Raw genomic sequence first — 20791 nt, 5'->3', positions numbered from 1 at the left:
ACCCCGCTCCAAGCATGGGGTAGGGCGGGCGTGAAATTTCCAGTCATCGCATGGGGATGCGTCATGCTTCGGTCTTTTGTCTATACTATTGCTACGTGCAGTGCGCTGGCTCTGGCGAGCTGCGCCAGCGTCTCTGAGAACACATCCGCACCAGAAGTGGCCGCGAGCGAGCAGCCCGAGCGCGTGCTGATGATCGGGCTCGACGGCTTCCGCGCCGACTTCCTTGATCTTTATGATGCGCCGAACATCGAGGCGCTGGCCGAGCGCGGCGCCCGCGCCGAACGCATGATCCCGGTCATGCCGTCCAAGACTTTCGTGAACTTCTATTCCATCGCCACCGGGCTCTATCCCGAAAGCCACGGCATGACCGACAATGCGCCCTACGACCGTGAAGCGCGCACCGGTTTCGTCAATCCGATGTCGGCGCAGGACCCGTTCTGGTGGCAGGGCGAACCGATCTGGATCACGGCTGAAAAGCAAGGCGTTGAAAGCGCGATCATGTTCTGGCTGGGCTCGGAGATCGAGCATGACGGCGTGCGCCCGACCACCTGGACGCCCTATCAGCACGACAAACCCTATCAGGAGCGCGTGGACGAGGTTCTGGCCTGGTTCGACCGTCCGTCCGAAGACATGCCGCGCCTGTCGGCGGTCTATTTTGATCGCGTGGACAGTGTCGCGCACCGCAATGGTCCGGTGAATGACGCTGTGGCTGAAGCGGTCGCCGAAGTGGACGGCTATGTGGGCCAGCTGGTCGAGGGGCTTCGGGCGCGCGGCCTTCTGGACACCACCGACATCATCATCGTGTCAGACCATGGCATGGCTCAGCTGTCAGACGAGCGCATCGTCGCCATTGATGAATGGGTCGATTTTGACCGCGTCTACTCTCCGCACATGGAAGGGCGCTGGGGCGCAGGCGCGCAACCGTTCGTCTTCATCTTCTCCGAAGACGGCGACGAGGCCGCCATCGACGAGGCCTATGAGGCCATCAACGCCTCAGGCAATGAACATGTGGTCGCCTACAAGGCCCATGAGATGCCGGACTATTACCATCTGGATCACCCGACCCGCGGCCCGGACCTGTTTGTAGTCGCCGAGGCGGGCTGGAGCCTTGTGGCGCCGAGCCTTGAGCAATCGCCGCGCCGGATCATTCCGGGCAATCACGGCTATGACAATCATGACCCGGTGATGGGCTCGACCTTTGTGGCCGCCGGTCCGCGCTTTGACGGTGTGGGTATGGTCGCCCCGTTCGAGAATGTGAACGTCTATCTGATGATCGCCTGCGCCCTGGGTCTTGAGCCTGCCGAAACCAATGGCGACCCCGAAGAGGTGGCGCGTGTGACGGCGGGGCGCTGCCCGGCGCAGTAAAAGCCTCGCTTCAGACGGTCATCCCGGCTTGGAAGCGCGCGGAGATAGCGGTACGACTTAAGAACCGCGCTCCGCGCGCATAAGAGTTTCATAGGAGGCCGCCATGGCAGACGAACCGCATCGCATCACCTTCCTGGCCAAGACGTTTTCGGCGGCGGCGCTTGAATTTCATCGCGGCCGCATGGCCGAACGCGGCTATCGCATGGAAGGCCGCATCGAGCCGACCGCCTTCCAGATGATTGATGAAGAAGGCAAGACCGACCCGGTGTTTGACGGCGAACCGCTGTTCACCGTGACCTTCGTCAAGCGCGAGGACTAGGCCTTGGGCGATACCGACATCGTGTCCCACGAGGCGGTCGAGAAGACGTTCAAGCGCGCCAGCACCGCCTCCGAGGCGGTGGATCGGTTGTGCGTGCTGTACGAAGCATCGGTCAAGGCGCTGCGCGACGAGCTGAAGATCTATCTCGACGGCGGTCCGCCGCCCTCCGAGGCGGATCGCTTCGCCGGCAGCTTCGCCTATCCGTCGCTTCGCATCATCTACCAGCCCGACGGCGCCGTGCCGCCGATCAGCCGGGCTTTCGGCAAGTTTTCCGAGGCGGGCGTCTACGAGCAGACGATCACCCATCCCGAACAGTTCCGCCGCTATCTGGTGGAACAGATCGAGCTGTTGTCGAACACCTATCCGGTGAAGATCGAGACCGGCCTGTCGGTGCAGGAGATCCCGTTCTCCTATGTGCTCGACGGGGCGGACGATCTTGATATGGACGCGGCGTCGCCGGCCGAGCTGGTGCGTCACTTCCCGTATGCGGATCTCGCCGGAATTGATGACGCGCTTCCCAACGGCGAACGCCCGTCCATGCCGGGACGCCCGCGTCCGCTGAGCCTGTTTGATGCGGTCCGCACCGACTATTCGCTTCAGCGCATCCGTCACTATACCGGCACGCCCTATGAGGACGTGCAGCCTTTCATCCTGTTCACCAACTACCACCGCTATGTGGATGCGTTCGTGGACTGGGCGGTGGAGCAGGTGAAGGATGACAGCACCGATTACGTGGCGCTGTCGGCTGCGGGCTTTGTGGATGTGGACGCCAGCACGGCCGACCCAGTGGGCGAGATCAATGCCGCCCCCTGGCGTCGGTTCCAGATGCCGGCCTATCACCTCAAAGCCAAAGACGGGCGGGGCATCACTCTGGTGAATATCGGGGTGGGGCCGTCCAATGCCAAGAACATCACTGACCATCTGGCCGTGCTGCGGCCCGAATGCTGGATGATGATCGGCCATTGCGGCGGTCTGCGTCACTCCCAGCGTCTGGGCGATTACGTTCTGGCGCACGCCTATCTGCGTTATGACAGCGTTCTGGACCGTGAACTGCCGGTGGAGATTCCCATCCCGCCGATCGCGGAGATCCAGGTCGCCCTGCAGGAAGCGGTGGAAAGCGTCAGCGGTGATGATGCCGATGAGCTCAAAAGGCGTTTGCGGACCGGCACGGTCGTGACCTATGCCGACCGGAACTGGGAGCTGCGCTATACTCAGGAAGCCCGGCGCATCAACCAGTCCCGCTCTATCGCTGTGGACATGGAAAGCGCCACGATCGCGGCGAACGGCTTCCGCCTGCGGGTGCCTTATGGGACGCTACTGTGCGTGTCGGACAAGCCGCTGCATGGCGAGCTGAAACTGCCGGGCGCCGCCAATCGCTTTTACGCGAAATCTGTGTCTGAGCACCTGGCGGCCGGCATTGAAGCGGTGGAAATCCTCAAGCGGCAGGGCGCGGATGCCCTGCACTCTCGCAAGCTTCGCAGTTTTGACGAGCCGCCGTTCCGCTAGGTTTAACCTGTCGTGCCGGAATGTTGCGTGGCGGCCGGGTCTCCCGGTCGCCACATGACGTCCAGCGCTGCGGGCGGTTGGCCGTTCTCGCTGGGGCCCGGGCGCCCGATCAGATAGCCTTGCGCCTGCTCGCACCCCATCATGTTCAGAATGTCCAGCTGGTCGGTTGTCTCAACGCCTTCGGCCAGGACGGGAATCTCGAGATTGTGCGCCAGCGTCACCACAGCGCTGATCACTGCGCGTGAGCGTCCGCCATCAGACAGGCCATCGGTGAAGCCCTTGTCGAGCTTGATCTTGTCAAACGGGAAGCGGCGCAGCGTCTCCAGCGCGGAATAGCCCGTTCCGAAATCATCCAGCGCCATCGACACGCCCAGAGCCTTGATCCGGCGCAGCACGTTCAGCGACTGCCCCAGATCGTGGATTAGCGCGGTTTCGGTCAGTTCGATCTCGAGCTGGCTGGGGCTCAGACCCGTCGCGACCATGGCTTGCAGGACCTTGCTGACCAGATGCGGGTCATTGAGCTGGATGGCGGACAGGTTGATCGCCACCTTGGGTGAGCCCGGCCAGCGGGAGACTTCCTCGCAGGTGGTTTCAAGCACCCAGTCGCCCAGTCGTCCGATCAGGCCGTTCGCTTCGGCCAGCGGCACGAATTCGGCCGGAGAGATCATGCCGCGCACCGGATGCGGCCAGCGGACGAGGGCTTCATAGCCGCAGACTTCACCCGACTTCAGGTCGATCTGGGGCTGATAGAACATGCGCAGCTCGTTCTTATCGAGCGCGACGCGAAGATCCTGGGCCAGTTCACGACGCATGCGCACCGCTTCGCCCAGGGCTTGCTCATAGTGCTGGATGCGTTTGAGCGGGTCGGTCTTGGCCTTATACATGGCAAGGTCCGCATTCCGCATCAGGGTTTCGCAATCGCGTCCATCATCGGGATAGACCGCAACACCCAGGCTGGCGCTGGTGACAATCTCGAAATCGGCATGACGGACTGGAGTCATGAACAGCGATTCGATCTTCTTCAGCTCATCCGCCAGATCGTCCTCACCGTCCACGGGGAAGACGATGCCGAACTCATCCCCGCCAAGCCGCGCCGCATGGCAACCGGGACGTTCATGGCTGCGCAGGCGGTCCGCAATATCGCACAGCACGGCGTCACCGGCCTGGTGCCCCCAGACGTCATTGATTTCCTTGAACCGGTTGAGGTCGATCATCAGAACAGCAATCGTCTTTCTGCCCGGCCCCTCTATGGCTTGTTCGACCAGGGCCGTGAAACAGGCCCGGTTGGGCAGGTCCGTGACGATGTCGTGCAGCGCCAGGTGCCGCAGGCGACGGTCCGTGCGTTCACGCAGGCTGGCTTCGACGGCATAGCCGGCGCCGCCGGCGCCGACGACGACCAGGGTCGTCACCGCCGTGGTCAGAGCCAGGATCTGGAAGGTGATCGCATCCATGCCTTCAGCAGCGCCGATCGAGACAACGCTCATTGCCCCCATGCCGGTAAAGTGCAGGGAGACGACGCCGAGGGCGAGCAGGGCGCCCGGGATGAGCCGCTTCAGGCCCTTGGTGTAAGTGTCGGAGGCTTCGAAGGCGAAGACGGCGAAAAAGACGGCAAGCACGACGGAGGCCAGAATGTAGCGTGCGTCCCACTGGACGATCGCATCCATGTGGTAGGCCGTCATGCCGGCGTAATGCATGCCTGTGACGGACAGGCCGATCACGGCTCCGGCCAGCGCCTTGGCGTAGGTGAATTTCAGCGTGGCGATATAACAGCCGATCAGAGCGCCACACATGATGATCAGGGCGGAGAACGCGGTTTCGTCAAAATGCAGGTGCACAGTCGCGCCCGGGCGGTAACCCAGCATGGCGATGAAGTGCGTCGACCAGATGCCTGCGCTCAGACAGGTGGCGGTGACCACCAGCCAGGCCACCTGAACCACGGAATCGCTTTCCTCGCTGCGCCTTTGAAGGCGCATGCTGAGCAGGCAGCTGACGATACAAACCACAGCGGCCAGTAGCACACTTGGAAAATGATGCTCGAAGGCGAGGCAGGACAGTACGCGCAAAGACTTCTCCTTAAGGTGTGAAACATATAGCGCTACACTGTTAACTGGCGCTTATCCTCAGGGACGATCCGCCGCCACTTGTGAATAAAGCTATTCGGATTTACCTCACCGCCATGACTGATCGTGTTCTGCCGCTCTCGGGCGTTTACAATTTTCGCCATTTCGGCGCCTATCCGCTTCAAACGGGCGGCAAGGTGCGGGATTGTCTTTACCGCTCGGGACAGTTCTCCCGCGCCACGGCGGATGATGTTCAAGCTATTGAAAGCTTGAACATTCGCTATGTCGCTGACTTGCGACGTCCGCGCGAGCGCGAGGCCGAACCCTCTCATTGGGGTGAGGATGATGGGATCACCCTTTTAAGCTCGGACCATGCCGGCCACGCCGAGCCGCCGCATCTGGCGTTCCTGCGCGAAAGCGACCTGACGCTCGACAATATTCGTGGCTTCATGATCGAGACCTATCGCCGCCTGCCGTTTGATGCAGGCAACAAGGCGGTCTTCAAGGCGGGGTTCGAGGCGCTTGCGCAGTCCCAAGCGGATGAGGGCTTTGTCGTCCATTGCGCGGCGGGCAAGGACCGGACCGGGATATTCTGCGCGCTGCTCCTGACAGAGCTGGGTGTGGATCCTGAAGTGGTGCGTGAAGACTATCTCATGACCAACACCGCAGTTGATTATGACGACCTGGCGCCCCGCTTCGCCAAACGCATCCGGGATACGATGGGCCGGGATGTGGGGGATCGCGAAATCCGCGCCTTTCTGGGGGTCGAGGACGCCTATCTGACCACCGCGCTTGAAGCGATGGGCGATGTGCAGGGCTATTTGCGCAATGAGCTGGGTTTGAGCGAGGCCGTGATCGCGCAATTGCACGAGCGGCTGAAAACCTCGTGAGTCCTGCCCCTGAGCGGGCGATGACGCTGGACTGGATAGAGCCGGTCCGGGCGCTTCGCGCCTTTGACCCGGAACCCTATACCTTGCTGCTGCAAGGCGGAGGCGCACAGTCCTGGGGGCGCAGGAGCTATCTGTGCGCCTTTCCGGCGTTCACTGTTGAGGATGAAGATCCGGCGACGGGGTTCGAGCGACTCAGGGCCGGCTTTCGTCCGGCGGGCCAAAACCCTGAAGCCGGGTTCTCTGGCGGCTATGCTGGGCTGATGGGCTATGATCTGGGCCGCGCATTCGAGCGAACGCCCGCATGTAATCCCGGGCTGGGCGCTTGTCCCGCAATCGCCATGGGATGGTATGACGCGGTTCTGGAATTTGACCACCACGCCCGGACCGTCCGGGCGCTGGGCAATCGTGCGGCGGCTCAAAGACTGGTGGATCATCTGGCTCGGGCCGGGACGTCTCGAAACGGGACTGGCAAGGCTGTTTCAGGGCGATTGTCGCAGGACTGGCCTGATGAGCGCTATCTGGATGCGGTGCGTCAGGCGCGCGACTACATCGCGGCGGGCGACATCTTCCAGGTCAACCTGTCTCATGCCTTCACCGGACGCATCGAGGGCGATGACGCGCCTCTGAGCCTTTTTGAGCGGCTGGTGCAAAACAGTCCGTCCGCTTTTTCCGCGTATTTCAGAACGAAGGCTGACCAGGTGATCCTGACCAATTCACCTGAGCGGTTCCTGCATCTGTCGTCGGAGGGCGAGGTGGAGACGCGCCCCATCAAGGGTACGCGACCGCGCCGCGCCGATGCCGATCAGGACCGGGCGGAAGTGCAGGCGCTGGCCGCGTCACTGAAAGACCGGGCTGAAAACCTGATGATCGTGGATCTGATGCGCAATGATCTGGCGCGTGTCTGTCAGCCCGGAAGCGTGAAAACGCCAGAGCTGTTCAGCGTCGAGAGCTACGCCAATGTCCATCATCTGGTCTCGACGGTTACAGGGCGGCTGGACGCAGGGCGAGATGTGTTTGACCTCATAAGCGCGACTTTCCCGCCCGGTTCGATCACCGGCGCGCCCAAGGTGAGGGCCATGGAGATCATCGCCGAGCTGGAACAGCAGAGCCGCGGCGCCTATTGCGGCGCGCTGGGCTGGCTGGGGGCGGACGGGGCCTGTGATCTCAACGTGATGATCCGGACCGCGAGCCTGTTCAGGTCTGGCGAGGGCTGGGATGTGGAAGTGCGCTCGGGAGGCGCGATCACGATCGATTCAGATCCTCATGCCGAGCTTGATGAAACCCGGCACAAGGCGGCGGCCTTGAGAGCGGCGCTGGAGGGTTGAGATGGCGCAGGTTTGGCTGAACGGAGCGCTCCTTGCCGCGGACCAGGCGCGAATTGATCCGGAGGATCGCGGGTTCCTGCTGGGCGACGGTGCGTTCGAGACCCTGCGTGTTGCGTCCGGCGACGTCCGGCGATGGTCGCGGCACAAAGCCCGGCTGGAGGCGGCGTTGCAGGCGCTCGAAATCGCGCCGCCCGATTGGGATGACGTGAAGGAGGCTGCGCTCGCTGTATGTCGCGCTCAGGGGCTGGAGACCGCTGTGGTGCGTCTGACACTCTCTCGCGGCGCGCAGGGCGGCGGTATGGCGACGCGGGACTCTGCCTCGCCAACAGTGCTGGTCACCGCACGCGCCCTGCCGGAACGCCCGGCGGCGTTGACAGCGCGCCTGGTCACCGAGGCGCGGCGGGACGCGCGCAATCTGTCCAGTCGCCACAAGCTGACCGGATATGCCGATATGCTGGGCGCGCGACGAGCGGCGCAGCGGGCGGGCGCGGATGTGGCGCTCGTCCTGACGAGTGACGGGCATGTGTCGAGCGCGGACAGCGCCAACCTCTTCTGGGTTCGCGATGGCGTCGTCTTCACGCCGGCCTTGTCTTGCGGATGCCTTCCCGGAACGACGCGCGCCGCGCTGATCGACGCCTTGCGGGCGCGCGAAGTTGAGGTGGTGGAAGGGGCGTTTGAACCGTCTGAGCTCAATGGAGCGGACTGGCTCTTTCTCACCAACGCCGTGATGGGGCTGGTTCCGCTGTCTTCGCTGGACGGACAGTATGTGACCGCCCCTGCGGCGGACCTGGCGCTGTTGAAGGCGATTTGCGAGCAGGCGGACTAGCCGCGTCGCACCCAGGGGCCGCGTCGGGGGCGCAGATAGGCCGTGTCCGACAAGGTGATCGGGGTCTTGGTCAGCTCACCCAGATTGGTGGCGAAGGTGTAGTTCGCTTCCACCATGATGATCGAGTTCATTGGCGCCATAAGACCGTCCGGCAGCTCGGGAAGGCTGTCGGTGTCCAGCGGCGTCATGCCGTCGCCTTCGCTCCAGTCCACGAATATCTCGCCATCCGCATCCATGCGGACCGAGGTGATGCGAAGGCTCAGCGGCGCGGTGTCGAACGGATTGAGGATGGCGTCGGCGGCTGCGTAAATGTCCACCAGATCATCATCGGTGACGAAATCGTCCTGGGTGACAAGGTCGGCCACCGAGTTTGCGACCTGGGAGACCTTGCGGTCCGCCGTGAGGCCGAGCGTCAACTGTACCGAGCCCAGATAGAGCGCAATCATAAACGGCGCGAGCAAGGCGAATTCCACGGCGGATACGCCGCGCTGGTCGCGCTTGAAGGCCAGAAAGGAATGGATCAACGCGCGCATGGCTTACTCGAACGGCTCGTTCCGGAACACGGCGGTGGCGGTGATCAGGCGTTTGTTGCCGCTCATATTGGTCATGCCCGAGACCACGCCCGGCGCCATCAGTTGCCAGTCATAGAACACGCGCACCACCACAACATCTCCGCCGCCGCCCGGATCGAAGGTGAAGTCGGTATTGTCGATCTCGCCATCCTCATTCAGCGGATTGGTCATCGAGCTCTGGGCAAAGGAGTCAAAGGTGCGCACATCCAGCTGGATGCGGCTGCAGTCCGCGACCGCGCTGATGCGCTCGCAGATCGAGCCGCGAAAATCCTCAATGGTCTGATTGGACTGTTGAAGCTGGCCGGTCCGGATGGCGCGAGCGGCTTCATTGACGCCGTTCTCGATGATCGTGGAGCCCAGAAAGAACAGGGCGACTTCCAGCGTTGCGAAGATCAGCAGGAAGAAGGGGGCTGCAATCAGGGCGAACTCCACCGCCGCAGCGCCCTCGCGCGCGCGGATGAAGCGTCCTGAAAGTTTTCGGATCATGGCCCTGATCGGCATGAAGTCGCCCTCGTTATGAAGGCGCATACTGACAGAAAGCGCTTAATGCGTGATGAAACCGTACGGTTAATCCGGCCGCGTCGTCACCGGAGCGCCGGCGCCTGCGCGGGTGGAGATGCGCTGCTGGTCAACCTGATCATACCAGCTCATATCATCGCCGATTTGCGGGATCGCCTGACAGGTCGGCGCACAGACATAGCTCTGGGGCCGGTCGGTATTGCTGAAAACCTGCACCATGTTGGTGTCAGGCTGGGCTACGACCAGATCAGACGTGTAGAGCACGCGACCGGCGTCATCCAGGACGATCAGATTGGTGCGGCCGAAGACCTTGCCCGTCACGAACAGGGTGCGGGAGTCATAAAGAGTGGCGTCAGCAATGCCCGGATTGCCCACAATCACACCGGCGGCGTCACCGGGCAGGCGGATCAGTCCGGCCTGGTCAGCGGTCACGACAAACTCTCGCGCCTGAGCGGAGCCCAGACCCAAGGTCATCACAAAAGCGAGTGCGAGTGCGCGAAAACCCATGACAGGCCTCTTTCTATATAGCTGCGGGGAGTATGGGTGTTGGCCGTGAAGGAAACCTAAACATCCCGAAGGGCAGCGAGGGGGTTGCCTATAGGGAAGCATGCGCGTAGGAGAGCGCGCCTGTTAATCGGATCTTTATTCGGGTTTTCAAACTCGGATCCGAACAGGCTCGAGTTTACGCTTTATTCACCATGGCGTAGATTGCTAATATTTACCAAAAATAAATCATGGATTTTTACCCGACTTAAATCGTCTTCGGGTTTAACTCACCGTGCATTCAGGACGGGGCGGGAACAAAGGCTGCGATCCTGGAGCCAGAGATAAACTAAGGAGTGGATGGGATGAAGAACCTGGTTTCGCGCTTTCTCAAGGACGAGTCTGGCGCCACCGCGATCGAATATGGTCTGATCGCTGCACTGATCGCCGTCGTGATCATCACGGCTGTGACCACGCTTGGCACCAACCTCAGCACGACGTTCACCAATGTCGGCAACCAGCTGGCGACCGCAAACGGCGGTGGCGGCGGCGGTGGTGGCGGTGGCGGCAGCCTCTAAGCCATACGCGCTGACGATACGTCACGTAAAGGAAAGCCGTCCCGTCCGGGGCGGCTTTTCTGATTCAGCGGTCCCGAGCGTTGTTTGAAAAGCCTTAAGCATACAAGGCTAGCTTCAAGGCTCTTTCTGACTGCTGCGGGCGCTGGCCATGATCTCCAATATCGCCTTGTTGGGCTTTGCTTTCCTGATGTTGTGCGCCGTCTGGTACGATGTGCGCAGCTTCACCATTCCCAACTGGGTGCCCGGTGTGCTGATCGCGGGCTGGGTGCTGGCGGCTCCGTTTCTGGGGTTGGGCTGGGCAGGCGCGGGGATGTCGCTGCTGGCGGGCGTGATCGTCCTGGGGCTGGGCATGGCGTTGTGGGCGCCGGGCTGGGTCGGGGGCGGTGACGTCAAGCTGCTGGCGGCGGGCGCGCTGTGGTTTGGATGGCCGGATGCGCTGTCTTTCGTACTGATCGCGGTCGCAGCGGGCGGCGTGCTGGCGGTGATCCTGCTGATCCTGCGCCATGTGGCGCACCTCTTGCCGATTTCCTCTGACCGGCTGGGCGCAACCGCGCTCGCCCAGGGCGCGCCTGTGCCCTACGCCATCGCCATTGCGGCTGGGGCATTACTTGTGTTGCCGCAGGCGCAGATGTTCGCGGTCTATACAGGTTAGTTAACCGGGTAATCACCGTGCATTAACGCGGCCTTGAGAATTATCGGCTCTGATGCCTGCTGACGCCTTGTGCGCAAAAGGGTTTTGGGGTCCGAGATGAATGCTGTCCGCCTGATCGTGCTTGCTGTCGCTGCGCTGGCGGCGGTATTCGCCGCTGTCTTCGTTCGCGGCGCCATGCAGCCTGCGCAAGCTCCGGCCCCTGTCGTGGTCGAACAGGCCGCCGAGCCCGAAGTGGTTCAGGTCCTTGTCGCAGCCCGTGATCTCAGCCCGTCTACCCGTGTTTCCGGCGCTGATTTCCGCTGGACGAACTGGCCCGTTGAAGCGGTCATGCCGGCATTTGTCACGCGGGAAGCCCGTCCGGACGCCATGGATGAAATGGGCGGCGCTGTAACCCGCGCGGCCTTTGTTGAAGGCGAGCCGATCCTGCCGGGCAAGCTGGTGCAGCCGGGCGAGGCGGGGTTCATGGCCGCCGTGATAGATCCGGGCATGCGCGCGGTCGCCGTGCCGATCTCTGCTGAATCCGGCGCTGGCGGCTTCATCCTGCCCAATGATCGTGTGGATGTGCTGGTGACCACTTCAGCACGTGATGCGGGTTATCTGTCTGAAGTGCTTGTTGAAAATGTCCGCGTTCTCGCCATCGACCAGACTTATGTGGATGACGGTGAAAGCGTGGTTCTGGGGTCAACCGCTACACTTGAACTGACGCCGGGGCAAACGCGCACCGTGGCGCTGGGCGTGGCGGAAGGCGACATCGTTCTGGCCCTGCGCTCTGTTGCAGATCGCGAAGGCGGGCCGAGACTCCCTAATGGTGAGAATGAGGAAGGCGACGGGCGGGGGCGTGAAGTGCGCATGATCCGCTACGGCGCCGAGCAGCGCGTCGCGCTGGGAGGGACGCCATAATGGTCCGCAGCTCTTCTATCGCTTTGTGCAGCGCCGCCCTTATGGCGGTGTTGTGCGTTGCTCCGGCCCAGGCGCAGCTCTCGGGCGGGCGCACCGAAGCCAACAATACCTTGCAGGTCCACATTCGAGAGCCTGGCGCCGGTCCGGCGTCTGAAAGCCTGCAGCTGCCGCTGGGGCAGGCTGCGGTCATCCATCTGCCCGATGACGCGGCGGATGTGGTCATCGCCAATGATGAGGTGGCGACCGCTGTGGTGCGCACCACGCGCCGCGCCTTTGTGATGGGCCAGGCGGTTGGTCGCACCAATATCTTCTTCTTTGATGCGGATGGCGGGCTGATCCTCGACCTCAATGTCCGCGTCGAGCGCGACATCGCCGCCCTGCAGGACGCTCTGGACCGTTTCGTGCCCGAGGGGCGCGTGCAGGCCGAGAGCATGAACGCCAATATCGTGCTGTCCGGTCAGGTGCCGTCTGCGGCGGCTGCCGATACGGCGCTTCAGGTGGCGCGGCGCTGGGTGGACAATCCCGAGCAGGTGGTCTCCTTCCTGACCGTGGAAGGGCGTGATCAGGTCACGTTGCAAGTCCGGATCGTCGAGATGGAACGCACGCTGGTGCGTCAGCTGGGCGTCAATCTGAGCGGCGAGCAAGCCTTTGGCGAGTTCACCCCGACTGTGCGCACCGCCGCCACCAATGATCGCGGCGACCCGCTGTTCGATCAGAATGGCGCGCCGATCTATGAAGTCTATCGCTCGGGCCGGTTCCAGAATACCGGCAGCTGGGGCACGTCGAACGCTTTTGGCGTGGCGGGCGCGGCGCTGGGCGGACTGGCCGGCACCATCGGCACCCAGAACCTTGTGGATGGCGTGCTGCAAAGCTCGATTTCCGCGACCCTGAACGCGCTGGAGCGCGTGGGGCTGGTGCGCACGCTGGCCGAACCCAACATCACCGCGATCTCTGGCGAGCCGGCGCAATTCCTGGCGGGCGGGGAATTCCCTGTTCCGGTCGGGCGGGACCGCGACGGCAATGTCTCGGTTGAATTCAAACCCTTCGGCGTGGGGCTGGGCTTCACCCCGGTCGTCATGTCTGAAGGCCGGATCTCGCTGCGCGTCTCGACCGAAGTGTCCGAGCTTTCCAATGAGGGCGCGATCTCGCTCAGCCAGACTGTGCTGACCGATGATGATGGCAATGTCACCGGCACGGTTCCGGGCATCACCATTCCGGCCCTGTCTGTGAACCGGGCCGAGACCACGGTCGAGTTGCCGTCTGGCGGCTCCATGGTCATCGCCGGCCTGATCCGTGAGGAGACGCGTCAGGCCATGGACAGCGTGCCGGGCATCGAGCGCATGCCGGTTCTGGGATCGCTCTTCCGTTCGCGTGACTTCGCCAACAATGAAACCGAGCTTGTGGTCGTGATCACCCCTTATCTGGTCGATCCGCTGAACCCCAATGATGTGGAAAGCCCGGCTGAAGGCTTCGCCGTGTCATCCGTCGCTGCGGGCGCCTTTCTGGGCCGCCTGAACCGGGTTTACGCGGCGCCGGGCGCGCAGGTTGAAAACCGCGGCTGGTCAGGCCCCATCGGCTTTGTGCTGGAGTAGCTGAGATGAAATCTGTCTTCAAAGCCCTGCTGGCCCTGAGCGCCCTGTCCCTTGCGGCTTGCGCCGCTGCGCCGCAACCGCTGCCGCGCGCCACCGCTGCGCCGGAAACCGTGCGCGTCAGCATGGATGTCAGCGCGCTCGATAATGGTCTCACCTGGAACCAGATCGATGTGATCGAGGCCGTGGCGACCGAGTACAAGGCGCGGGGCCATGGCCCGCTCGTCATTTCCTATCCGCAGAACGCTGGCAATGCAGACGCCGCCATCAGCGCGATCGCAGAAGCCCGCACCCGACTGTACGAAGCTGGTCTGGACTGGCGCCAGATCGCAGGCGGCGCCTATGAAGCTGGCGGCCGTGTCAGCGCGCCCGTGATCTTTTCCTTCACGCGCTATCAGGCGATGGCGCCGGAATGCGAAACGGCCTGGAACGACATGGCGCGTGCGCGCCCGAACCAGGACTGGCCGCGCTTTGGCTGCGCGACCGCAAACAATCTTGCGAACATGGTCGCTGATCCGCGTGATCTGGTGGCGCCGCGCACTCAGGATGCGCCGGACACCTCACGTCGACAGACCGTTCTTGATCGCTACCGGCAGGGCGAGACCACCGCCAGCCAGCGTTCCAACCGGGAGAGCGGCGCCGTCAGCTCTTCGGTCGGCAATTAACAGGGTATGGCTATGAACCGCACCGCTGACGCCTTTGAAGATGAGTCCTTCGACGCGGCTGACGAGTTTGTCTCCGATGACGCCTACGCGCCTCTGGAGCCGCTTGAACAAGCGCCTGAAGATCCTTTTCTTGACGCTGAAAGCATCGAGCGTCGCCTGTTGGGCGAAGAGGACGGCTTTGGCGATGTAAGCGACGCCCCGCTGAGCGATGCTCCGGGCGGTCGGCCTTTCGGGGCGCGCCTGGCGGACGCCAACCGGCATTCTGACTATGACGACGATTTTGGCGGATATGAACCGGCGGCGCCGATGCGCCCGGCGGCTCCGCAGGCGTCTGCGCCCGTGCGTCAGGCTCCCGAAGTCGATCCCTTTGGTGAAGACGACGGCTTGCCTCTAACCTCTCCGCTCTCCGCGAGCGGGATGAGCGGCGAGATCGCGGCGGTATCCAGCCCTGATGAATCCCTGTTGAACCAGCCTGTTCCGCGGATCGCCATTCACGCTTTCTGCGAAAGCCCCGAGACCGGGCGCCTGATCCATCACGCCGCTGATGACCGTCGCATGGCGCGCACCCATGTCACGGTCGAGCTGGGCGGTCTGTCTGGCGCCATCGAGCGCTTTCATGACGAAAGCACGCCCGAACTGCTGATCCTTGAGACCGGCATGCGCGGACGGGAGCTGTTCCAGCAGCTTGAAGAGCTGGCCGCTGTCGTGGACGGCGACACCAAGGTCATCATCATTGGCGCAGCCAATGACATCACGCTCTATCGCGAGCTGATCAAGCGCGGGGTGAGCGAGTATCTCGTGCCGCCGATGACCCCGTTACACCTGATCTCGACGATTTCGGGCCTGTTCCTTGATCCTGAAGCACCGTTCGCAGGTCGCTCCATCGCCTTCATTGGCGCCAAGGGCGGCGTGGGGTCCTCCACGATCGCGCATAATGTCGCCTGGCAGATGACTGAAGGTCTGCGCTCTGACGCGGTTCTGGTCGATCTCGACCTGTCCTTCGGCACGGCCGGTCTCGATTTCAATCAGGACCCTGCCCAGACCATCGCCCAGGCGCTTGAAGAGCCGGACCGGCTTGATGATGCGCTGCTCGACCGCCTGCTGGTGCGGTGCACCGAGCGGCTCAGCCTGTTCTCTGCGCCGGCTACGCTGGAACGGGACTGGGACTTCCAGCCGGACGCCTTCGAGACCGTTCTGGACAAGGTGCGCCGTCAGGCGCCGTTCATCGCGCTTGATCTGCCGCACGCCTGGAGCCCCTGGGTGCGCCATACGCTTTTGAGCGCGGATCAGGTCGTGGTCACGGTGACACCGGACCTCGCCAGCCTGCGCAACGCCAAGAACCTGTTTGATCTTGTTCAGAACGCCCGTCCCAATGACGAGCCGCCCAAGGTGGTGGTGAACATGGCCGGCTGTCCGAAGAAGCCGGACATTCCGCTCAAGGATTTCTCCGACGCTCTGGGGGCTGCGCCTGCGCTGGTGTTGCCGTTCGAGCCGGCGCTGTTCGGCAAGGCCGCCAATAACGGCCAGATGATCGCCGAGGTGGATCCCAAGTCCAAGGCGTCTGACGGGTTCGCACACCTGGCCGCCCAGCTGACGGGGCGCGCCCCGGCTGCGCCGCGCCGCAAATCCCTGTTCGGTTCACTCTTGGGCAAAGGCTAACGCATAGCGATGTTCGGAAAGCGCCCCACCGGAACGCAAACCCCGCCCCGCCAGTTCGGCGGCGGCGCCGCACGCCCGGCTCAGGGCGGTGCGGGCGGCGTTGCGACCAAGGCGCGTGTGCCGTCGCCCAGTCCTGCACCGGCCAAGACAACCAGCGCGCCGTCCGCACCGGTCGTTCCCGCCGCCAGCACATCAAAGCCGAAAGCCGCCGCCGCGGCGCCGACCAAGGCGAAGCCTGCAGCGCGTGCAGCCACCCCGGTCGCCTCGATCGGGGCTGAGCGGTCAGCTGAGTACTATGCGGTCAAGACCACCATCTTCAACGCGCTGATCGACACGATCGATCTGGGGCAGCTGGCGCGTCTGGATAATGAAACCGCGCGCGATGAAATTCGCGACATCGTCACCGAGATCATCTCGATCAAGAACGTGGCCATGTCCATCGCCGAGCAGGAGCAACTGCTTCAGGACATCTGTAACGATGTGCTGGGTTATGGCCCGCTCGAGCCGCTTCTGGAACGCGACGACATCGCCGACATCATGGTCAATGGCGCAGGCGATGTGTTCATCGAGGTGAAGGGCAAGGTCCAGAAGACCAATATCCGTTTCCGCGATAACGGCCAGCTGATGAATATCTGTCAGCGGATCGTGTCCCAGGTGGGCCGCCGGGTAGATGAAAGCTCGCCGATCTGTGACGCCCGTCTCGCCGATGGCAGCCGGGTGAACGTCATCGCGCCGCCGCTGGCGCTGGATGGCCCGACGCTGACCATCCGGAAATTCAAGAAAGACAAGCTCAAGCTCTCCAACCTGGTCGAGTTCGGTTCGATCTCGCCCGAGGGCGCGCGCATTCTCGAGATCATCGGCGCCTGCCGCGCCAACGTTCTGATCTCCGGGGGTACGGGTTCGGGTAAAACCACTCTTCTGAACTGTCTGACCGGCTTCATTGGTGAGGATGAGCGCATCATCACCTGTGAAGACGCTGCCGAACTTCAGTTGCAACAGCCTCACGTCGTGCGGCTCGAGACCCGCCCGCCCAACCTTGAGGGGCAGGGCCAGGTCACCATGCGCGATCTGGTGAAGAACTGTCTGCGGATGCGTCCTGAACGGATCATCGTGGGCGAGGTGCGCGGCTCGGAAGCCTTCGACCTCCTGCAGGCGATGAACACGGGCCACGATGGCTCGATGGGCACGCTGCACGCCAACTCGCCGCGCGAGGCGCTGTCGCGTATTGAATCCATGATCACCATGGGCGGCTACAACCTGCCCACCAAGACAATCCGCGAGATGATCTCGGGTTCGATCGACGTGATCATCCAGGCCGCGCGCCTGCGCGACGGCTCGCGCAAGATCACTCACATCACCGAAGTGCTGGGCATGGAAGGCGATGTGATCATTACTCAGGACCTGTTCCTGTACGAGATCACCGGCGAAGACGAGAACGGCGACATCGCCGGTCGTCACGTCTCCACCGGCATAGCCCGTCCGAATTTCTGGGAGCGGGCGCGTTACTTTGGTCTCGACGCCCAGCTGGCCGCCGCGCTCGACGCTTCGGAGGCCTAAGCCATGTCGCCCGATCTCGCCCTCTATGTGGCCGCCGGATGCGCCTTCTTCGCCGTGGCGGGGATCGGCTGGGTGTTTGTCGGCTCCAGCGAGGAAAAGGCGCGCAAGGCGCGGCTCGAAGGGGCTGTGGGCGGCCCGGTGCAGCACACGCGTCGTCGGGGCGGCGCCGTGGACGCCGCCGCCCAGAAGCGCCGTCAGATTCAGGATGGCCTGAAAGAGCTGGAAGACAGCCAGAAAGCCGAGCGCAAGAAGTCGCTGACCTTGCGGGCGCGTCTGGACCAGGCGGGTCTGTTCAAGACCGGGCCGACGCAATTCTGGATATTCTCCGCCATTTTAGGCTTTGTCGCCGCCTTCATGGTGGTGGTCACCGGGCTTAATGTCGTGTTCGCGCTGGCCGCGGCCGTCGTCGCCGGGCTGGGCCTGCCGCGCTGGGTTCTGGGCATGATGCGCAAGGGGCGGCAGAAGAAGTTCACCGAGAATTTCGCCGATGCGCTCGACATCATCGTGCGCGGCGTCAAATCCGGCCTGCCCTTGAACGAGACGCTGAAGATCATCGCTCAGGAAGGCGAGGCTCCGGTGAAGCAGGAATTCCAGCTGCTGGTGGAAGGCTTGTCCGTGGGTGTGGATGTGGAAGAGGGCATGCGCCGCATGCACCGCCGCATGCCATTGCCTGAACTGTCCTTCTTCACCACCGTGCTGGCCATCCAGCAAAAGACCGGCGGCAACCTCGCCGAGGCCCTGAACAACCTGTCCGCCGTTCTGCGTGCGCGCAAGATGATGCGCGAGAAGGTCGGGGCGCTTTCGTCAGAGGCCAAGGCCTCCGCCTGGATCATCGGTTCCTTGCCGCCGGGCGTGGGCGTAATGGTGTCGATCATGTCGCCTGATTACATGACGCCGCTTCTGACCACGCCGACAGGGCATTTCCTGTTGCTGGGCGGGGGCGTCTGGATGCTCACCGGCATTCTGGTCATGCGCAGCATGATCAATTTCAAGATGTAGGGGGCGATCATGGAAGACTTTATCCAGTGGATCGTGACCCCGGCGAACCTGTTCGCCGTCATCGCAGCCGGGCTCGTCTTTGCAACGGTCTGGACGCTGTCCGCGCCGGCCATGGGTGGCGATACCCTGAACAAGCGCATGAAGGCGGTCTCTAACCGGCGTGAGGAACTGCGTCGAAAGGCGCGCGAGGAGCTTGAGAAGTCGGTCAGCGAGAAGAAGGGCGGCTTGCGCGGCAAGGATACGCGCTCGCTCTATCGCAAGGTCGTTGAGAAGCTCAATCTGGCCACGCTGCTGGAAGATGCGAACCTGAAGACCAAGCTGATCCAGGCCGGCTATCGCGGTCAGGGCCCGGTCTATGCCTTCTATTTCGCTCGATTTGCGATCCCGCCCTTCATGGGGCTGTTGGGCTTTTTCTACTTGTGGGTGGTCAATGATTTCGGCCTGCCGGTGATGCAGCGTCTGACCATCGTGATGGTGCTGGCGGTTCTGGGCTATTATGCGCCGGGCATCTACCTGTCGAACAAGGCGGCCAAGCGGCGCGACTCGATCATGCAGGCCTTCCCGGATTCGCTCGATCTGCTGCTGATCTGCGTGGAGGCGGGCATGTCCATCGAGGCGGCCCTGCACAAGGTCGCCGCGGAGATCGGCACGAATTCCATCGAGCTGGCTGAAGAGCTGTCGCTGACCAATGCCGAGCTTGCTTACCTGCAGGACCGGCGCTCGGCGTTCGAGAATCTGGGCATGCGGACCAATCTGCCGGGCGTGAAGGCGGTGGCCACCGCGCTGATCCAGGCCGAGCGTTATGGTACGCCGCTGGGGCAGGCCCTGCGCGTGATGGCCAAGGAAAACCGCGACATGCGCATGAGCAATGCCGAAAAGAAGGCGGCGGCGCTGCCGGCCAAGCTGACGGTGCCCATGATCCTGTTCTTCCTGCCTGTGCTGTTCGTCGTGATCATCGGCCCCGCCGCGATCAGTTTTCAAAACATGTAAGCCCAGCTAGTCTGGCGCCTTCGTTCTGCGTTAGGTCAGGACGTCGCGTTCTGAGGGAGCCGTTTAGGCATGTTCGGTGGTGAAAAGGCTGTGGCCAAGCGCCGTGAGGCCATCCGCATTGCGGATCAGGCGGCGGATCATGCCCTGGACGCCTTGGCGGAAGGCGATCTGACGCGCGCGCGTCAGGAATTGTCCGCTGTTCCCAAGAAGCTCAAATTCGCGGATGGCGGCTGGAAGCCTGCGCTCGCCATGGCGGTCGTCGAGCTGGCCAGCGGCAAGCGCCGTTCCGGCAACGCTAAGCTTTTGGAAGTCTGCGCCGGGCTCGATGAGACCTCGCTGAGCAAGGACGACAAGGGCTATCTGCGCCTGTATGCGCTCTACCGTGCGATCGAGGCGTCCAAGGATGGTCGAGCCCCCGCCGAGCTGCGCGAAGAGGCGGAGGATTTCCGCTTTGACCAGATCATGGTCAGCCAGTGGCTGAAGACCCGCTTCCCGCTGAAAAAGGTCGAGGAAGTCCAGATCGCCCCGCCGCCCATGGCGCCGCCGCCGGACGTCAAGGACGTCTAGAGCGGCTTTTGCGCCAGCGTGGCGATGTAAAGCGGGGTTAGCGCGTCGATTGCAAGATCAGCGCCGGGCCAGTTGTCTTCATACATGTCGATCAGGTGCAGGCCTGCCCGCATCTGTCCGCCGATCAGCGTGTCGAGGCTGTGGCTGAATTCATCCACGCCCAGCGCGAGGGCGCGGTCTCTCAGTTCGGGGCTGTTGCTGTCATAGGGCAGGGGGAATTGCGCCTGCAAACGGTCCGCCCCCGGGGTGTCATGATCGAACAGGAAGAACAGGGGATTGATGAAGCCCGTCATCAGTCGTCCGCCCGGGCGCAGCACGCGTGAGACTTCGCGCCAGACCGGCTCGACCTCGGCGACGAAGCAGACTGAACACGGGTTCACCACAAGATCAAAGCTGGCGTCTTCAAAGCGGGACAGGTCCGCCATGTCGCCCTGCTCGATCCGCAGATCCAGCCCGTCGCGGTCCGCCACCTGCCGGTCCTTGCTCAACTGGCCTTCTGACAAATCAAATACGGTCACCTGTGCGCCGGCGGCCGCCAGCACCGGCGCCTGCTGTCCGCCTGAGCCCGCCAGAGCGAGCAGGCGCGTGTCTGACAGGTCTGCGGGGAACCAACCGCGCGGGACGGTCTTGTCCGGTGTCAGGATGATGGACCAGTCGCCTTCACGGGCGCGCGCAATGGCGGCGGCGTCAACGGGCACGCTCCAGCGTTCTTCACTGGCGGCCTGCTTGTTCCAATAGGCGGCGCTACGCTCGAGCGTTCCGGACGTCAC

21 protein-coding genes are annotated in these 20791 nt (G+C 63.1%); 16 read left to right on the top strand and 5 right to left on the bottom strand.

Annotated elements, in window-relative coordinates:
- Positions 1 to 63: 63 nt before the first annotated feature.
- From ACFELO_RS11210 to ACFELO_RS11200, 3 genes are all read left to right on the top strand, one after another.
- Positions 64 to 1365, top strand: a complete 1302-nt coding sequence (locus ACFELO_RS11210) for an alkaline phosphatase family protein (protein WP_440957850.1) — start codon at positions 64 to 66, stop codon at positions 1363 to 1365.
- A 103-nt stretch (positions 1366 to 1468) separates the two neighbouring features.
- Positions 1469 to 1684, top strand: coding sequence for an AMP nucleosidase (locus ACFELO_RS11205; protein ID WP_440957849.1), 216 nt, complete (start codon positions 1469 to 1471; stop codon positions 1682 to 1684).
- A gap of 3 nt (positions 1685 to 1687) precedes the next feature.
- The gene (locus ACFELO_RS11200; protein ID WP_440957848.1) at positions 1688 to 3190 is read left to right on the top strand and encodes an AMP nucleosidase; all 1503 of its coding nucleotides are present in this window, start codon (positions 1688 to 1690) and stop codon (positions 3188 to 3190) included.
- Positions 3191 to 3192: 2 nt separating this feature from the next.
- Here ACFELO_RS11200 and ACFELO_RS11195 read toward each other — a convergent pair whose 3' ends face one another.
- On the bottom strand, positions 3193 to 5253 hold the full coding sequence (locus tag ACFELO_RS11195) for a putative bifunctional diguanylate cyclase/phosphodiesterase (RefSeq protein ID WP_440957847.1): 2061 nt from the start codon (positions 5251 to 5253) through the stop codon (positions 3193 to 3195).
- A 113-nt stretch (positions 5254 to 5366) separates the two neighbouring features.
- Here ACFELO_RS11195 and ACFELO_RS11190 point away from each other — a divergent pair, with 113 nt between their 5' ends.
- Genes ACFELO_RS11190 through ACFELO_RS11180 form a run of 3 tightly spaced genes read left to right on the top strand, consistent with a single transcriptional unit; the run spans position 5367 to position 8291 of the window.
- Positions 5367 to 6140, top strand: a complete 774-nt coding sequence (locus tag ACFELO_RS11190) for a tyrosine-protein phosphatase (protein ID WP_440957846.1) — start codon at positions 5367 to 5369, stop codon at positions 6138 to 6140.
- The gene (pabB, locus tag ACFELO_RS11185) at positions 6137 to 7465 is read left to right on the top strand and encodes an aminodeoxychorismate synthase component I (RefSeq protein ID WP_440957845.1); all 1329 of its coding nucleotides are present in this window, start codon (positions 6137 to 6139) and stop codon (positions 7463 to 7465) included. The genes ACFELO_RS11190 and pabB overlap by 4 nt, the downstream gene beginning before the upstream one ends.
- A gap of 1 nt (position 7466) precedes the next feature.
- Positions 7467 to 8291, top strand: coding sequence for an aminotransferase class IV (locus ACFELO_RS11180; protein ID WP_440957844.1), 825 nt, complete (start codon positions 7467 to 7469; stop codon positions 8289 to 8291).
- On the opposite strand, the gene ACFELO_RS11175 is transcribed toward ACFELO_RS11180, so the two are convergent.
- The 3 genes from ACFELO_RS11175 to ACFELO_RS11165 all read right to left on the bottom strand — a co-directional run bounded on the left by ACFELO_RS11175 (position 8288) and on the right by ACFELO_RS11165 (position 9889).
- Positions 8288 to 8824: a TadE/TadG family type IV pilus assembly protein gene (locus ACFELO_RS11175; protein WP_440957843.1), complete on the bottom strand. Its 537-nt coding sequence runs from the start codon at positions 8822 to 8824 to the stop codon at positions 8288 to 8290. The genes ACFELO_RS11180 and ACFELO_RS11175 overlap by 4 nt on opposite strands.
- Positions 8825 to 8827: 3 nt before the next feature.
- Positions 8828 to 9349 carry a TadE/TadG family type IV pilus assembly protein gene (locus ACFELO_RS11170; RefSeq protein ID WP_440957842.1) on the bottom strand — a complete coding sequence of 174 codons (522 nt, stop codon included), beginning with the start codon at positions 9347 to 9349 and terminating at the stop codon, positions 8828 to 8830.
- Between the two features lie 81 nt (positions 9350 to 9430).
- The gene (locus ACFELO_RS11165; protein WP_440957841.1) at positions 9431 to 9889 is read right to left on the bottom strand and encodes a pilus assembly protein N-terminal domain-containing protein; all 459 of its coding nucleotides are present in this window, start codon (positions 9887 to 9889) and stop codon (positions 9431 to 9433) included.
- Positions 9890 to 10230: 341 nt separating this feature from the next.
- On the opposite strand from ACFELO_RS11165, the gene ACFELO_RS11160 reads away from it, so the two are divergent.
- The 10 genes from ACFELO_RS11160 to ACFELO_RS11115 all read left to right on the top strand — a co-directional run bounded on the left by ACFELO_RS11160 (position 10231) and on the right by ACFELO_RS11115 (position 20021).
- Positions 10231 to 10443, top strand: a complete 213-nt coding sequence (locus tag ACFELO_RS11160; RefSeq protein ID WP_440957840.1) for a Flp family type IVb pilin — start codon at positions 10231 to 10233, stop codon at positions 10441 to 10443.
- Positions 10444 to 10591: 148 nt separating this feature from the next.
- Entirely contained in the window at positions 10592 to 11095 is a 504-nt protein-coding gene (locus tag ACFELO_RS11155) for an A24 family peptidase (protein WP_440957839.1), read from the top strand.
- 96 nt (positions 11096 to 11191) lie between these two features.
- A complete protein-coding gene (gene cpaB, locus ACFELO_RS11150; protein WP_440957838.1) occupies positions 11192 to 11995 on the top strand; it encodes a Flp pilus assembly protein CpaB in 804 nt (267 codons plus the stop codon).
- Positions 11995 to 13587, top strand: coding sequence for a type II and III secretion system protein family protein (locus ACFELO_RS11145; RefSeq protein WP_440957837.1), 1593 nt, complete (start codon positions 11995 to 11997; stop codon positions 13585 to 13587). The genes cpaB and ACFELO_RS11145 overlap by 1 nt, the downstream gene beginning before the upstream one ends.
- 5 nt (positions 13588 to 13592) lie before the next feature.
- Complete coding sequence (locus tag ACFELO_RS11140; RefSeq protein ID WP_440957836.1) at positions 13593 to 14249, top strand: CpaD family pilus assembly protein; 657 nt, start codon at positions 13593 to 13595, stop codon at positions 14247 to 14249.
- Positions 14250 to 14261: 12 nt separating this feature from the next.
- Positions 14262 to 15908: an AAA family ATPase gene (locus ACFELO_RS11135; protein WP_440957835.1), complete on the top strand. Its 1647-nt coding sequence runs from the start codon at positions 14262 to 14264 to the stop codon at positions 15906 to 15908.
- Between the two features lie 9 nt (positions 15909 to 15917).
- A complete protein-coding gene (locus tag ACFELO_RS11130; RefSeq protein WP_440957834.1) occupies positions 15918 to 17465 on the top strand; it encodes an ATPase, T2SS/T4P/T4SS family in 1548 nt (515 codons plus the stop codon).
- Between the two features lie 3 nt (positions 17466 to 17468).
- A complete protein-coding gene (locus tag ACFELO_RS11125; protein ID WP_440957833.1) occupies positions 17469 to 18464 on the top strand; it encodes a type II secretion system F family protein in 996 nt (331 codons plus the stop codon).
- A gap of 9 nt (positions 18465 to 18473) precedes the next feature.
- The gene (locus ACFELO_RS11120; protein WP_440957832.1) at positions 18474 to 19454 is read left to right on the top strand and encodes a type II secretion system F family protein; all 981 of its coding nucleotides are present in this window, start codon (positions 18474 to 18476) and stop codon (positions 19452 to 19454) included.
- A 69-nt stretch (positions 19455 to 19523) separates the two neighbouring features.
- Positions 19524 to 20021: a hypothetical protein gene (locus tag ACFELO_RS11115; protein WP_440957831.1), complete on the top strand. Its 498-nt coding sequence runs from the start codon at positions 19524 to 19526 to the stop codon at positions 20019 to 20021.
- Here the strand turns inward: ACFELO_RS11115 and ACFELO_RS11110 are convergent.
- Positions 20018 to 20791 (bottom strand): class I SAM-dependent methyltransferase, encoded by a 774-nt coding sequence (locus ACFELO_RS11110; protein WP_440957830.1) that lies wholly within the window; start codon positions 20789 to 20791, stop codon positions 20018 to 20020. The genes ACFELO_RS11115 and ACFELO_RS11110 overlap by 4 nt on opposite strands.

It is taken from the genome of Oceanicaulis sp. LC35 (genome assembly GCF_052055585.1).
GTDB lineage: Bacteria > Pseudomonadota > Alphaproteobacteria > Caulobacterales > Maricaulaceae > Oceanicaulis.
This window is presented reverse-complemented; position numbering and strand designations above follow the sequence as displayed.